This is a genomic window from Desulfosporosinus youngiae DSM 17734 (assembly GCF_000244895.1).
In the GTDB taxonomy this organism is placed as follows: Bacteria; Bacillota; Desulfitobacteriia; order Desulfitobacteriales; family Desulfitobacteriaceae; genus Desulfosporosinus; species Desulfosporosinus youngiae.
In genome coordinates this window covers 984485-999139 of record NZ_CM001441.1, presented here as the reverse complement: position 1 = coordinate 999139, position 14655 = coordinate 984485, and the positions used below count along the sequence as shown (strand labels likewise).

Sequence of the window (14655 nt, the reverse complement as noted above, 5' to 3'; positions counted from 1 at the left end):
TCCTTCTTAATGATTATTCTTATAGTATACCATCTTTAGGCCGTTCACAACACTGAAAGGATTCTACAACTCAATATGGATTCCATTTCTATTGTGCCATTCATTAGGAAACGAATTATTGATGTGCCCCGGTGCAGGCTTATCTCCTATGGCGATTGAATACCCTACGATGCACAATAAAAAGATTAACAAAATAACGCTAAAAGAAATCCGCCGGTTAAACAGCAAACTGATTCCGGCCAGAATAAGGATTAAAGGCCATAGGTCGATGACGTGTCTCCATAGGCCCCAGGATAAAAACCCATAATTGAGCAGGAAGAAGACAATCCCTATCCCTATTAAGAGCAATCCCCGGCTAAGGCTATCATAGATTTTTTTCATCTCCTTCCCCCCCGCACAATGACAAAGAGTCCTATGAAAATAAGTAGGAGCGGCCACATTTTACTCATATCAAACCAGTACGGGAACCAGCTTTCCAGCAAAAATACGGCACCTACAACGATCAAAATCGCTCCCGCAATTTTAGTGCGGTTATCGTGCCTTTCGTGGTTCTCAGGTTTTCTGAATTCCCTGGATTCTTCATTCACATCCGGGACCACGTCTTTGACATCTTCCTCCTCAGGATTGATCGGAATGATCACCCAAGCTGCTAAATAGGCCAAAAAACCCACTCCCCCGGCAAATAAAGCAACCAATGCAATGAGCCGGACTAAAGTGACATCAACCCGGAAATAATCGGCAAGTCCTCCGCAAACTCCTCCAATCATCTTATTCCGTACCGATCGATAAACTCTTTCAGGCATGTTCATTCCTCCTCATCTTTTAAGATTGTTTACACGTTAATTATTACGTTTCAAGTGCCTCAATTGTTTCACTTTTTATAAAAAAATAGAAGAAAACTTAAAACCTGTAAAGGCAAAGACTTCTTCTATCCATTCATAAATTATCCCTGCTTAGATGTTCTCATTGATCTCTTCTGTTGCCTGTTCAATCTCCTCAGGAGACATTCCGCTTTTGCCTAAGTTAAACTTAATAGCATCGGCCCAGAAAGCACATTTTGAACTCATCTTTTTAAAGGCCTTGGCATTAACTTTACTCGCTTTTGCTCTGGCGTCGGCATTAGATTGTACAATTGAACAAATATAAAGAGCCTTTACGCGAGCGTCATTGTCAAGGTCGTTGAACGTCTGGTTCAATTCCGCAATTAGTTTGTGGTAATACTCGGAAAACTCTTCAAATGGGATTTCCGTTTCCATGTGTAAGTATTCTTTCAATTTCTCAAGCAGCTTATCCAATGTTCACCCTCCAAAAATTTACCGTCTAAATGAATCCTATATAGTATATAACCGTTTTCCCCAAATGACAAGAACCTGTGGAGGGTGTATGAAACTCTATGTCGTTCGTTCTACTGAAAAAAAACTGACGACGTTTTTCCCTCTTCGATCAACTTTTTAACTAAAGCCTGTGACTTTTTAGGATTTACTTTCCAATAACTAATATTATCTTCTATGAGAAAATTACCCGGCAGTGTCTGAGAGGTAATGTTGGGGTTCTTAAAACGAAGGAGAATATTAGCCATAGACCATAATTCCCCTGCCGTAAGGTCAGTTTCTGTACATTTGGTTATCTGAGAAATCAGCGCCGGCAATTTAGGTAAGGTCTTAACTTGGAGAAACTCTTTTCCCATAGCTTTCAGAACCGCCTGCTGGCGGGATGTTCTTGATATATCTGCTAAAGCATCCTGGCGAAACCGCGCATATTGTAGAGCTTGAGTCCCATTTAAGCGTTGTGTTCCCTCTTTAAGGTTAATGATCCCATCTTCCTTATCTCCAGTCATGTAATACATATCTTTTTCTACAGTGAGAGTAATCCCCCCCAGAGTATCGATAATCGTTTTAAAGCCTGTGAAATTTGTCAGAACATAACCATCGATAGGCTGACCAGTTATTTCTTCAACTAAAGCTGTTGTGGTTTTAAGGCCCTTACCCAGCCGGGCGGCGGCATTGATTTTTTCCTTCCCATAGCCCGGAATCATTACTTGTGTATCACGGGGGATAGAAAGGAGAGTCACCTGACCGTTGATCGTATTGACATCGGCGACTAAAAGAGTATCCGTATTACTAATCGACTTTTCTCTGGGCCTTTGATCCACACCTACTAAAAGTACCGTAAAATGTTTCTTATTAAACGTAGGAATAGCCTCGTCAATCAAGTCATTAACACTATTAGCAGCCGGGTCAGAGTTATTGTTTTGAGACGCATCTTCAGTCTGTTCGTCTGCAGCCTCCTGTTGAGCATCTAAGGTTTCGGCGATAATCGTTGTCTCATTGACTTGATTGCTCGCGCTTATATCTATTGTGGGAATTTCTTTTTCCGCCTGGCTTGATCCTTCTCCCGCCTTTGCAAGGGTAATGGGGGTTTCATTTCCGATCACCTGATTAGCCAGACTAACCCCTAACACTAGACTTATTCCCAAAAAGAATCCAAGAAATAGGGTTTTTTTATGGACTTTAACGACCCGGAAAAGTAGTTCAAATCGATTCTTTTTTTCTTTCATCCCAAGCCCACTCCATTTCTAAATTCTTTCCTTTAGCATCAAACAATCTTCCCTAAAATATTCTAGGATTAATTTAGAAAAATAAAGAAAAAAAGCCTTGTGAAGACTTTTCTCTTTCTTAAACAGTATTTAGTAACCTCACTCATCTAAGGATTAAAAAAGTAGCATTACAACATTAATTTACATATAATACCAACAAAGATTCTTGGTCCTAGAGCTTATCCAAGTATTTTGTTAAAGCTGAACTCCAGAAAGGGGAGACCCGCATTGAATCATGGATACTCCCGCTACTATACACCGGGTCTAAAGAATTCATGCCTCTTCCATCAATACACCACACGCTCTGCTCCCACCTATTATCCCGCTCAACGACCCGCCGCTCCGCCGGCAATCAATGCCAATCTTCCTGCTCCATCCCTCTATGCCCGCCAATCACCTTACATCGTTCCCTCCAACTTACCTTATTCACCACAATCTTATCCTTACTATCCTACTTCCTCAAGATTCCCGAGTCCTGCACCTCTTCAGTTCTCTCCTTATTCTGTTCCGGCCTATTCTTATCCGCCAACTGTTTCTTCTAAAGGCTTAGTCATTGTCCTCATCGCAACCCTTGTCTTGGTAGCCCTCGACCTGGTCATTGTTCGGCCGCTGAAAGCGAGGTCCGCGATTCTGTGAAGAAGGGACGGAGTAACGACGTTACAGTTGTTTCGATGATAAAATCTTGATACACTTTATAATGCGGCGTAATAATGGGTTTTTAGTAGTTCATCAAATACCGGGAGTCTATTTTAAGAAAAAGGAGGATAAATTTTGAGGCTGCACGGAACTCAAGTCATGAATCAGCAGGGTCACTTGGAAATAGGCGGATGTGATACAGTAGAACTGGCAAGTCAATTTGGCACTCCTTTATATATCATGGATGAAGCCCATATCCGGGAGATTTGCAGGCAATACCATAGTTCATTTGTTAAGGGTATGGAAAACACTGAGGTTGTTTATGCGTCTAAAGCATTTTTGACCTTGGCTATGTGTCGGATTATTGAAGAAGAAGGATTGGGTTTAGATGTTGTCTCAGGGGGGGAACTCTATACGGCTCTTCAAGCAGAGTTTACGCCGAAGAATATTTATTTTCATGGCAATAATAAATCACGGGAAGAATTGTCGATGGCTTTGAACGCTGAAGTGGGGCGAATTGTTGTTGATAATTTCTACGAGATGAGCTTACTAAATGATTTAGCCAGAGAGAGAAATCAACAAATAAACATTCTTCTTCGTATAACCCCAGGGATTGAAGCACATACACATGAGTATATTCAGACCGGCCAGATTGATTCTAAATTTGGTTTTACATTATCAAACGGTACTGCGGACCAAGCAATTGACTTAGCGTTATCTTCCTCCAACCTCATGCTCAAGGGGCTTCATGCTCACATCGGATCACAAATCTTTGAATTGGATTCTTTTCGCCATGAAGTTGAAATCATGGTCAAATATATGGCTGATTCCCAAGTACGTACAGATTATCGTTTGCAGGAATTGAATCTTGGCGGCGGATTCGGAATATATTATGCCTCTGGCGATGAACCCGCTAAAATTTCGGATTATGCTAAAACAGTCCGGAACGCATTAGACGAAGCCTGTCAAAGGCATAGTTTTCCGTGGCCTAAAATTATTATTGAGCCAGGGCGTTCGATCGTAGGAACTGCCGGAACAACTCTATATTCGATTGGTTCAATTAAAGAAATACCCGGGATTCGCAAATATGTCGCAATTGATGGAGGTATGGCAGATAATCCCCGGCCTTCCCTTTATCAGGCTCGTTATGAAGCGGTTGTGGCAAACCGTTTAAATGAGGAAGTAAAAGAATCCGTTTCGATTACTGGTAAATGTTGTGAGTCCGGAGATATGTTAATTTGGGATATTAATTTGCCGAAAGTAAAGCCAGGGGACTTACTGGCGGTTTTATCGACGGGAGCTTACAATTATTCCATGTCATCAAACTACAATCGGCTTCCACGACCGGGAGTTGTCCTGGTTAAGGACGGCCACGCGGATGTAATCGTCAAACGTGAAACCCATTCGGACTTGTTGCGTAATGATGTTTTACCTGAACGGTTAAACCATAGGCAAATAGCCAGTAAATAAATATTTTTATAACCAATGCAATTGTTATCACCGCACCAATGGCGATAAATGTTCCGTATATTTTAACGGATTCTTTATCGTCCTTTTCTTTTATCAGGTAATATGTACCTCCTGCGATGAAATATCAATGATTTCATTTTTTAGTCTCCTTCCATTTTAATAACAGGGATGAGTTTATAATCACTGCGACCGAACCAACATTATGCACCAGCGCACCCATAACAGGATTGAGAATCCCTGTTATGGCAAGAAGAATAGCGGCAAAGTTCAGAACCATGGAAAGTGCCATATTTAATTTAATGGTATTCATGGTTTTTTTAGACAAGGCCAACAGATGGGGAATGTACTTAATATCATCACCAACCAGGACAATATCGGCAGCATCTACGGCAATGTCGCTGCCAACACCCCCCATCGCTATGCCGACATACGCTTTTTTCAGGGCGGGTGCGTCGTTTATACCGTCGCCTACCATGCAGACCCTATCACCACGACTTTGATATTGCTCGATGACAGCCATCTTATCTTCAGGCAGGCAATCGCTATGGACACCACTGATGCCTGCAATCCTTGCGATATGGGAAGCTGCGTGGCAATTGTCACCTGTGAGCAGCACACTTTTCACGCCGATTTTCTCAACGCCTTTTATCATATCGACGGTATCCGCCCTTAAGGTGTCCGACAAAGCAATGAAGCCCACCGCATGGCCGTCCGCAGAAATATAGATGACGGTACAGCCGTCATTTCTGTATTGATCAGCTTTATTTATTATAGCTTGGGGCAGCGGGATAGAATTGTCGCGCAGCATTTCCATATTGCCCGCCAGCACGCCGCGGCTTTCTACAACTGCGGAAACACCGCGCCCAGCCAGCATTTGAAAATCACTGGGTTCCTGCAAGGATGCGCTTGAAGAAGCCTTATAATGGGCGACAATTGCTTTTCCCAAAGGATGCTCGGAACGTAACTCCGCGGAGGCTGTCAGGGATAACAATGCTTCACCGGACAGGCCGGAATCAAAGCTCTCGACGGCCGCAACAGCGGGATTTCCGTAAGTAAGCGTGCCGGTTTTGTCAAGGGCAATACACTTGACCTCAGAAAGCCTTTCCAGGGCGTCGCCCTCACGGATCAGGATGCCAAACTTTGTGGCATTGCCGATACCGGCCATAATAGCCGTAGGCGTTGCCAACACCAACGCACAGGGGCAGAACACAACCAATATCGTCACGGCACGTATAATTTCACCTGTAATAAGCCATGTGGCGACAGCGGAAATAAGCGCGATTACAACGATCCAGGTAGCCCATCTGTCCGCAATTCCAACGATTTTTGCTTTGCTGGCATCGGCCGACTGGACGAGCCTGATCATTCTTTGCAAAGAACTGTCCTCGCCAACCCTTGTAGCTTCCATTTCAAAGGTTCCGAACTGATTCACCGTACCGCTGGAAACCTCATCTCCAGCATTCTTGTCAACCGGCAGGGACTCTCCGGTCATCACCGCCTGATTGACAGAGGTTTGACCGCTTACTATGATACCGTCCACGGCAATGGTTTCTCCCGCGAGCACACGCAGGATATCGCCGACCTTAATCTGTTCGGCAGGGACAATGCTTTCTTCTCCATTCCTGATAACTCTTGCTGTCGTCGGGGTGAGATGGACCAGCTTTTCAATACCTGCACGGGCTTTCGCTACAGTGCGTTCTTCTAAATACGCGCCGAGTGCCATGATAAAGGCTATTTCGCCGGCGGCAAAGATTTCACCGATTATAACCGATGCGATTAAGGCGATAGATACCAACACATCTGCTTTGATATCAAATTCGGTAACAAGACCGACAATAGCCCCCTTGATAATGGGTATGCCGCAAAGTAAAATTGCCACCCATGCAGGGTTAATAGGTAAATTCCCGATATTAAAGAAGCTGACAATGACTGAGACCAAGGATATCACAAGGAATAAAATTGTTCGTTTCTCCTCATCTTTAAATAATTGTACCAAATTACACCATCCTTTCTACCCATAGGGGTATGGGTAGATTATACCCCTATGGGTATACCCTGTCAATAATCAAACTAAAAAATGGTGTGTAATGAGAAGAACATTGAAAGGTCAGTTGCCCATAAAAAAAACAGAGCCCCTTTTTATTGGACTCTGTCACATGATTTCTTCACGTTCTACTTAGGATTTGAACCAAGCTAATGAGACTGCAGCTAAACTATTAATTATTGCTAAGCTCCCTGTTGTTCTTCCTTTAAGTTTACCTCACTTGTACCCGGGGCAATGCCGGCCACCCCTACAGCCGACCATTTGCCGCAGCGATCCCCCCATCGGGCCAGGCTTTCTCCATCCTGAGTGATCTCTACAACTTCACAGCGATTGGCACATCCTGTGCAATCAAAGCTTTTCGCTTGGAATTGGGTCTCACCCAAGTTTAAACCGCGGAATTGGGTCCGGCAATCCGGGCGTGATGCTACTTTCTCTTGGGCCAGGTAAGCCGCCCCTAAAGCACCCATAACATCATAATTTTTAGGTACAATAATTGGCTGGCTCAACTCGTCTTCAAAAGCTTTACATATACCCGGGTTAGCGGCCACTCCCCCTTGAAAAAAGATGGGACCTCGAATGTCTTTGTTTTTACCCACATTATTTAAGTAGTTGCGCACCATGGCCTGACATAGCCCTGCCAAAATATCCGGTAATGAATGTCCTAACTGCTGCTTGTGTATCATATCGGATTCCGCAAAAACAGAGCACCTGCCGGCGATCCGCACAGGATTTTTTGCTTCAAGGGCTAATGGACCGAACTCTTCAATCTTGATTCCCAATCTTGAGGCCTGTTGATCAAGAAATGACCCTGTACCGGCCGCACAAACGGTGTTCATGGCAAAATCAGAAACAACACCGTCTCTGAGAATAATAATCTTCGAATCCTGTCCGCCAATTTCAAGGATGGTCTGCACTTCAGGATTAACCCTTGAGGCTGCTACAGCATGGGCAGTGATCTCGTTTTTCACCACATCCGCTCCTAATAAAGTTGCCGCAAGCTGACGGGCACTACCCGTGGCTCCAACCCCCATTATTTGAGCCGACTTCCCTATTTTCGACCTTAAGAGTTTAATCCCCTCTTGAATAATATGCATAGGACGTCCTTGTGTTCTTAGATAAAGTGCCTCTTTCACGGTATTGTCCTGTCCTAATAAGACCATATTTGTACTGACAGACCCCACGTCAACACCAAGAAAGTATTTATCATCAACCAACACCTAACACTCCTTCTCTTGTTCTGGCGCTTTCTCTTAGAAGGCGGGGCCTTTCGAGCAGGTCAACATACGCTTCCAAGCGGGTTTGTATACCTGCGTGCCCAGTATGCTCATCTACGATCAGCGTCATAATCGGTATCTTATAAGTTTCCTGAACCTGGGGCAAAACACTGGATGCTACAATTTCAGGCATGCAAGACAAGGGGAATACTTGAATGATTCCATCATAACCTTCCCGCGCGAATTTTACGGCAGCACCAACTGTTTCCAGCCCATGCCCTCCTACGAAATGCGGCAGAAAGGGTTTGGCATGCCTGGAATAAGATCTGATAGATCGATAGCCCTGTGCGAGCCCTCTGAAAATATGACTCCCGACCCACCCTGATAAATAAATAGAACGATCGACTTCCACTCCTAAGCGTCCCAATTCTTCTTCAATGCCCACGGAGCTAAAGGGATCAAGAATCGTGTAAATCTCACCGACAATCCCTATCCGCAAAGGTTTATACGGACCTCCCGAATTGCTGTATGATGCTTCTTGCCGTTCACGAATGCTCTCTTGGACCCAGCGGACGGTATCCCTAACCCCTTTTTCCGTCATTGTCTGAGCAAGCTGATCCCTGGCTTTCTCGTATAATTTCTCTGTAAGCAGAGGGTCAGGAAGTCTGGGACGGGCTGCATGGATCAAATCTTCAATCCGATCTAAAGCAACACTTTTCAAATAGGCGAACCGCATAGCCTTAAAAATCTTTGGCCAGGAGTTCTTCGATCCGGCTAAAAAGCGAATACGTTTGCCCAACCCTATTAAACTTCCATCAGGCGGCTCAAGTGTCACTACTTCGTAGTTATAGCCGGCATCCCGAAGGATTTGGCGTTCCACTTCTCCATAGTAGCCAAACCGGCAGGGGCCGATTCCACCGGTGATAACAATTGTATCAGCCCCGGCACTTGCTGCTTCTAAATAATTGCCAAGATTCAATTTTAAAGGTAAGCATGCCGATTCCGGTGATAATTTTGTTCCTAAATTCAGTGTTTTTTTACTGTTGAAGGGAGGGACCACTACCTCAACATTAAGGGATTCAAAGAGCGTTTGAATCACGATCCAAGCGTTCCCCATATGCGGAAACGTAACCTTCATGAACCTTCCTCCTTTCAACCATATCTAAAAAGGCCTCCAGGCGAGTGACTAAGCCTGCCTCACCACTGTGTTCATCAAGGGTAACCACCATATAAGGTTTATGATGTTCGCGAGCTTTGCGTGATACCAGCTCTTGTACCATTGAGTCTGTCCCACATCCAAAACAAGTCAGATAAATAATCCCATCAACCCTTTGATCTCCGGCAAACTTATTGCCCGCACCAAAGATTTGCTTGGAATGACTCCAGAAGATCTTTTTCCGCAGTCCCAGCAAATGACTCTCGACTTCTTCATGATGAACATTTTGGACTAATTCGACGTCCGCTTTCTCACGAAGTCGTTTGAGAAGGTTCAGGTTGGCATAAGATTCCTGGGTTAAATAGGAGTGCCCGACTAAAGCAATCCTCAAACGATCTGTCGTTTGAGCATCGCCAGGAAACTGAGGAGTGGGTCGTTCTTTCCATAGGATTGGGGCGGGCACTTTAGTACTTTCTGCTGAGTTCTTGGCGGCTTGTTTAAGCTCAAGGATACTTTCCTCAAAATTCCAGCCTGCCCCCATAGAGTCTTGATACTTCTTCTGCCACTCTAAACCTTTGCTAAAGGCCTTGCGGATATCAGACCTGCTTTTGCCCAGCTGCTCTCCCAGAAAGTCCAGTTCCTTAAGTACCTGACGCTTACCCTTTCTCCAGTTCATCGTAACCGTTAGAACCGGCATTCCCTGGGGTACTGCAGGAAGCAGACTTTCCGGAATACCTAAAAATTTGGGGCAAGTATAAGTATTTGCCTCAACACTCACAATACGGGGCAGAAAAATCCAATCGACATCCTTAAGGGCTTGAATATGTCCTGCTAAAAGTTTAAGAGGTAAACACGTTTCATCATTGGCTTTCTTTAGACCCTGATCCATAATTTGACGATGTGTGGGCGGCGAAGTGACTACTTCGATATCCAGGCTATGAAAAAAGCCGGCCCAAAAAGGAAAGTGATCAAAATAGTATAGAGCACGTGGAAACCCAATTCTCACTAAACTTGCATCCTTTCATATACATTCAATTCGTAAGGTTTTTGGCAAAATGACATTTTAAGACGTAAGGCGTACCAAATTCGAACCTCGTGCATCGAACTTCGAACCTCGCTTACGGTTGACGATCTTTATCCTGCGGTTTCAAAATACTTGGGCGTTGATTTTTAACCGGAACCGGCGAACGAACCAGAATCCCTTTCATTGCCTTGGCATCAAAGGGCAGGAGCGGCCAGAGATAAGGAACACCAAAGGATTTTGTCCTCCATAAAAGAAAGAAAACTGCTGCAACCCCGATCCAAAACCCAATAAAATTAAACAGTCCTGTCATTATGATCAAGAACAACCGTGCTAAACGATTGGCCAAGCCTAACTCATAGCTGGGTGTTGCGAATGTTCCTACCGCGGCGATAGCTATATACATGACAACCTCAGGCGTAAATAATCCCACTTTCACCGCAATATCTCCCAGCATAAAGGCAGCAATCAAACCTAAAGCGGTTCCCAGGGGACCCGGAGTATGAATTGTACCCATTCTCAGCAGATCTACGCCAAGCTCAGCCAATATGACTTGTATCAGTAAGGAGACTTTTGCCGGTTCCGTAACCCCAATGAACCGAAGTGATTCCGGAAGCAACTGCGGATTTAGGGCCGCACCCAGCCAAAGGGGTAATAGAAAGAGCGCTGCAAAGATCCCTAAGAAGCGTATCCAGCGCAGATAAGCGCCTACAATCGGTTCCTGCCTGTATTCTTCCGCATGTTGAACATGACTCCAGAAGGTGGACGGAGCAATCATGACAGATGGAGAAGTATCTACTATGATAACAACATACCCTTCAAGCAAATGAATGGCTGCCACATCCGGGCGTTCGGTATAACGAACACGAGGATAGGGATTCCAAAATTTACTTCCTAAAATAAACTCTTCGACACTTTTTTCAGCCATGGGGATTCCATCAATTTTTATGCCTTGAATATCATTTTCGATCTTCCTGACCATATCCAAGTTGGTGATATCCTCAATATAGGCGATACATACATCCGTCTTTGATCGCCCGCCCACCTGAACTAGCTTCATACGCAGTTTGGGATCTCTTAAACGTCTGCGCACTAAAGCTGTATTCATAACCAGCGTCTCTGTAAATCCATCCCTGCTGCCCCGGGTCACACGCTCAATATCTGGTTCCTGGGGGGTTCGGGCAGGATAGGACCGTGCATCCACGATAATTGCTTTGTCTTGCCCTTCAACAAAGATTGCCATAGGGCCGGACAAAACGAAGTATAAGACTTTATCCATCGTTGGGGCTTCGGATACTTGTAAATTAATAATCCGGCCCTTAACTAGTTTATCCAAGGCATTGACAATAAGGTCGGAGCGTTCTAAGTCGATTAAAGCATCGATAATTAAGCTGGCGACCTGAGTGTTGACCATACCATTAACCGAATAGATGGCCACTTTCTTACCGCCGATGGACATTTCCCGAAGCACAATATCAAAACAATCAGGTACTCCCAATTCCCGATTGAGATAATCTACGTTTTCTTGATAATTCTTACTGACGGGAATGTTCTTCTCGCTTGAATTATTATCCATATTTATGCAACTCCCCTATTCGTGGTTCGATGTTCGTGGTACGAACATCAGAACTGGCAGCTATCCCTTTGGTTTAAAGGCAACTGACATTAAGTACCCAAAAAAGACAGCCGCTGCGATCCCTACTGCAGTTGCTTCAACTCCTCCGGAAAAGGCGCCAAGAATTCCACGCTTTTCTACAGCCTCCATAGCCCCTTTTGCTAAAGAATAGCCAAAGCCGGATAAGGGAATTGATGCTCCAGCTCCTCCGATTTTAACTAATGGCTCGTAGATCCCCAATGCACCTAGAATCGCTCCCCCGGAAACAAAGGAAACCAGCACATGGGCAGGTGTAAATGAAGGCTTGGTTAAGTCCATAAGCAGCTGCCCAATTACACAAATTGTTCCGCCAACGATGAAAGCCGGAATAATCATCTCAAACATAGGTTACGCTCCTTCCTTTCACCCCTCAATAACAACAGCATGTCCAATACCAGGAATGGATTCCCCTTGCAGACAAGACGTTGGACTATGAAGTGCGCCGCTGCCAACGAGCATTGCTTTCTTTAACTCCCCTGATTTAATCCTCTGCATAATATTCCCGGCAAAAACAACAGCCGAACAGCCACATCCACTCGCTCCTGCATGAGAATCCTGGCTGTCATCATAGATCATAACCCCACAATCAGTGAAGCTGGTGCCCGTGTCCATACCGCTTTGCTTCAGGAGTTCACAGGCCAAGCCCAGCCCAATTGCTCCTAAATCACCCGAGGCTATCAAATCGTAGTCTGCCGGTTTGAGCTGCATATCCTGGCAATGATTCAGAATAGTATCAGCTACCGCCGGTGCCATTGCCGCCCCCATATTATTCACATCTTTCACAGCAAAGTCGATTACTTTTCCAATCGTTGCTGAGGTGATTCGCGGTCCCGCTCCGCTGCTGCTGAGAAGCACACTGCCTGCTCCTGTCACTGTCCACTGTGCGCTCATAGCTCTTTGGGCACCTTGTTCAGTTGGCAGCCGATATTGACGCTCAGCTGTATCGTGGTGGCTGGATACCCCCACTAAAACATTTTGGGCAAATCCGCCGTCAATTAACATGCTCCCAACCGCCATACTTAAGGCCATTGTAGAGCAGGCTCCATATAACCCAATAAAAGGCAGCGCCATTTGGCGCGCTGCAAAATTTGATGAGATTATTTGATTTAGCAAATCTCCTGCCATCATAAAGTCAATTTGCTCCTTTTGAACAGAGGCTTGATCCATAGCCCCCTGCATCGCCTCTTGAAGCATTTTGCTTTCCGCAACCTCCCAAGATTTTTCACCATTTAAACCATCTTCCCATACTTTACCGAAGGTTTTTCCGAGAGGGCCTTGCCCTTCTTTGGGACCTACTACGGAATAGGAGGATAGGATAACAGGCGGGTTAGCAAATACCACCGTTTGATTTCCCACACGTTTCGAGTTCATTAGTAACCCTCCATTCATTAGTTGGAGTTATTGTTCCATATTCGCTAGTGTAAAAGAAAATAAGCTAAACCCACGACAATCGAGGTGGCGATACCATACACTAGAACAGGCCCTGCAACTGTAAATAATTTTGCCCCAACACCCATTACATATCCTTCACGTCTAAATTCCATTGCAGGAGCAACAATAGAATTAGCGAACCCTGTTACGGGGACAATAGAACCGGCACCTGCAAATTTGCCTATTTCATCATAAATACCTAAGCCTGTTAATAAAGCCCCTATAAAAATCATCGTTGCGGTTGCCGCTGTCGATGCTTCCAGGCGGGCCAAGCCAAGCATGACAAATAAATTGATAAAAAGCTGCCCGATCGTACAAATAATACCACCTACAAGAAAAGCTCGAACAACATTTTTGACAATTGTGGGCTTGGGTGTATATTGTTGAGTTAGTGTTTGATAATTTTCCGGAGTTACAGGGATCGAGGGCTTCTGCTGAGTTTGGTCAGGCATCTGAACTTCCTCCTTTCATTTCAACCGCATATAAATTCTATTATCTGGCATTAACAGGGAAATTATACTTATGACGTTGGTTTTACAGATTTCTTATTTCGACACAGCTTTCCAAGGAATTCTCAAAATCTCAGCAGGAAAATTATGGATTAAGGCGAAATCATTAGTATCGATTAAGTTAGGGGGAATGGTCTTGAACCTTGAAAAAAAAATAGAGCGCCTGACCCTGCTTATACGCTTAGACGGCGAACTGGATATGCATACAGCTTCTGCTCTTCGACAAGCCATTGATAGCGAGATTGAGAAACGAGGGATACGTACGGTCATCCTTAATCTTCAAGGTGTTCGGTTTGTTGACAGTTCTGGACTGGGTGTAATCCTGGGCAGGTATAAGAAACTACTTCCCGTGGGCGGGAAACTTAAAATCACGAATGTACCCCCTCACATTTATAAGATTATGGAACTGTCCGGGTTACCTAAAATCATCAGCTTCTATGTAGATGAAGCACACGCCTATGAGGAAGGAAGGGGAGCTTAATATGAAATCGAACCAAATAACCCTCTCGTTTTCGAGTATTGCCGAAAATGTTAGTATTGCCCGTTTACTCATTGCTTCTGTCGGAGGGCAGCTGGATCTATCACTTAATGATATCGAAGAACTCAAGGTCGCAGTTTCTGAGGCAGTTTCGAATTCCATCATCCACGGATACAAGAATGTCCCTGACAACATTGTTTACCTTGATCTGGATATCACCAATAACACCCTTACAATCGTTGTAAAGGATGAAGGATGTGGAATTTCCGACGTCGAGCAAGCCATGCAGCCTGCTTATAGTACGGATCCTGAGCGAATGGGCCTGGGCTTTGTCTTCATGCAATCTTTCATGGACGAGCTTCAAGTAGAATCAGCACTTGAAGAAGGAACAACGGTAACCATGAAGAAGCACTTCAAGCAAACACCCATCTCCTCTCATTAGGGGG

16 protein-coding genes are annotated in these 14655 nt (G+C 44.7%); 4 read left to right on the top strand and 12 right to left on the bottom strand.

Annotation, left to right across the window (positions count from 1 at the left end; translation table 11 throughout):
• Positions 1 to 63: 63 nt before the first annotated feature.
• The 4 genes from DESYODRAFT_RS04765 to DESYODRAFT_RS04750 form a co-directional block, all read right to left on the bottom strand.
• A complete protein-coding gene (locus DESYODRAFT_RS04765; protein ID WP_007780130.1) occupies positions 64 to 381 on the bottom strand; it encodes a LiaI-LiaF-like domain-containing protein in 318 nt (105 codons plus the stop codon).
• On the bottom strand, positions 378 to 803 hold the full coding sequence (locus DESYODRAFT_RS04760) for a PspC domain-containing protein (RefSeq protein ID WP_007780128.1): 426 nt from the start codon (positions 801 to 803) through the stop codon (positions 378 to 380). Before DESYODRAFT_RS04760 ends, DESYODRAFT_RS04765 begins: the two co-directional genes overlap by 4 nt.
• 150 nt (positions 804 to 953) lie before the next feature.
• A complete protein-coding gene (locus DESYODRAFT_RS04755; protein WP_007780125.1) occupies positions 954 to 1295 on the bottom strand; it encodes a hypothetical protein in 342 nt (113 codons plus the stop codon).
• Positions 1296 to 1405: 110 nt separating this feature from the next.
• The gene (locus tag DESYODRAFT_RS04750; RefSeq protein ID WP_007780122.1) at positions 1406 to 2557 is read right to left on the bottom strand and encodes an LCP family protein; all 1152 of its coding nucleotides are present in this window, start codon (positions 2555 to 2557) and stop codon (positions 1406 to 1408) included.
• Positions 2558 to 2824: 267 nt separating this feature from the next.
• On the opposite strand from DESYODRAFT_RS04750, the gene DESYODRAFT_RS27915 reads away from it, so the two are divergent.
• Together DESYODRAFT_RS27915 and lysA are read left to right on the top strand one after the other, a co-directional pair.
• The gene (locus DESYODRAFT_RS27915) at positions 2825 to 3232 is read left to right on the top strand and encodes a hypothetical protein (RefSeq protein WP_157137110.1); all 408 of its coding nucleotides are present in this window, start codon (positions 2825 to 2827) and stop codon (positions 3230 to 3232) included.
• A 135-nt stretch (positions 3233 to 3367) separates the two neighbouring features.
• A complete protein-coding gene (gene lysA, locus DESYODRAFT_RS04745; protein WP_007780119.1) occupies positions 3368 to 4702 on the top strand; it encodes a diaminopimelate decarboxylase in 1335 nt (444 codons plus the stop codon).
• Positions 4703 to 4835: 133 nt separating this feature from the next.
• On the opposite strand, the gene DESYODRAFT_RS04740 is transcribed toward lysA, so the two are convergent.
• The 8 genes from DESYODRAFT_RS04740 to spoVAC all read right to left on the bottom strand — a co-directional run bounded on the left by DESYODRAFT_RS04740 (position 4836) and on the right by spoVAC (position 13674).
• The gene (locus tag DESYODRAFT_RS04740; RefSeq protein WP_007780116.1) at positions 4836 to 6698 is read right to left on the bottom strand and encodes a heavy metal translocating P-type ATPase; all 1863 of its coding nucleotides are present in this window, start codon (positions 6696 to 6698) and stop codon (positions 4836 to 4838) included.
• A gap of 230 nt (positions 6699 to 6928) precedes the next feature.
• Positions 6929 to 7963 (bottom strand): acyl-CoA dehydratase activase, encoded by a 1035-nt coding sequence (locus DESYODRAFT_RS04735; RefSeq protein ID WP_007780114.1) that lies wholly within the window; start codon positions 7961 to 7963, stop codon positions 6929 to 6931.
• Entirely contained in the window at positions 7953 to 9098 is a 1146-nt protein-coding gene (locus DESYODRAFT_RS04730) for an acyl-CoA dehydratase activase-related protein (protein ID WP_007780111.1), read from the bottom strand. Before DESYODRAFT_RS04730 ends, DESYODRAFT_RS04735 begins: the two co-directional genes overlap by 11 nt.
• Positions 9040 to 10122 (bottom strand): acyl-CoA dehydratase activase-related protein, encoded by a 1083-nt coding sequence (locus tag DESYODRAFT_RS04725; RefSeq protein ID WP_007780108.1) that lies wholly within the window; start codon positions 10120 to 10122, stop codon positions 9040 to 9042. Before DESYODRAFT_RS04725 ends, DESYODRAFT_RS04730 begins: the two co-directional genes overlap by 59 nt.
• Positions 10123 to 10234: 112 nt before the next feature.
• Positions 10235 to 11713: a spore germination protein gene (locus DESYODRAFT_RS04720; RefSeq protein WP_007780107.1), complete on the bottom strand. Its 1479-nt coding sequence runs from the start codon at positions 11711 to 11713 to the stop codon at positions 10235 to 10237.
• 60 nt (positions 11714 to 11773) lie between these two features.
• Positions 11774 to 12136: a stage V sporulation protein AE gene (gene spoVAE / locus DESYODRAFT_RS04715; RefSeq protein WP_007780105.1), complete on the bottom strand. Its 363-nt coding sequence runs from the start codon at positions 12134 to 12136 to the stop codon at positions 11774 to 11776.
• A gap of 18 nt (positions 12137 to 12154) precedes the next feature.
• A complete protein-coding gene (gene spoVAD / locus DESYODRAFT_RS04710) occupies positions 12155 to 13162 on the bottom strand; it encodes a stage V sporulation protein AD (RefSeq protein ID WP_007780102.1) in 1008 nt (335 codons plus the stop codon).
• A 44-nt stretch (positions 13163 to 13206) separates the two neighbouring features.
• Positions 13207 to 13674, bottom strand: a complete 468-nt coding sequence (gene spoVAC / locus DESYODRAFT_RS04705; RefSeq protein ID WP_007780099.1) for a stage V sporulation protein AC — start codon at positions 13672 to 13674, stop codon at positions 13207 to 13209.
• A 193-nt stretch (positions 13675 to 13867) separates the two neighbouring features.
• On the opposite strand from spoVAC, the gene spoIIAA reads away from it, so the two are divergent.
• Both spoIIAA and spoIIAB read left to right on the top strand, forming a co-directional pair.
• Positions 13868 to 14212, top strand: coding sequence for an anti-sigma F factor antagonist (spoIIAA, locus tag DESYODRAFT_RS04700; protein WP_042339335.1), 345 nt, complete (start codon positions 13868 to 13870; stop codon positions 14210 to 14212).
• 1 nt (position 14213) lies between these two features.
• Positions 14214 to 14651, top strand: coding sequence for an anti-sigma F factor (spoIIAB, locus tag DESYODRAFT_RS04695; RefSeq protein ID WP_007780095.1), 438 nt, complete (start codon positions 14214 to 14216; stop codon positions 14649 to 14651).
• Positions 14652 to 14655: the final 4 nt, after the last annotated feature.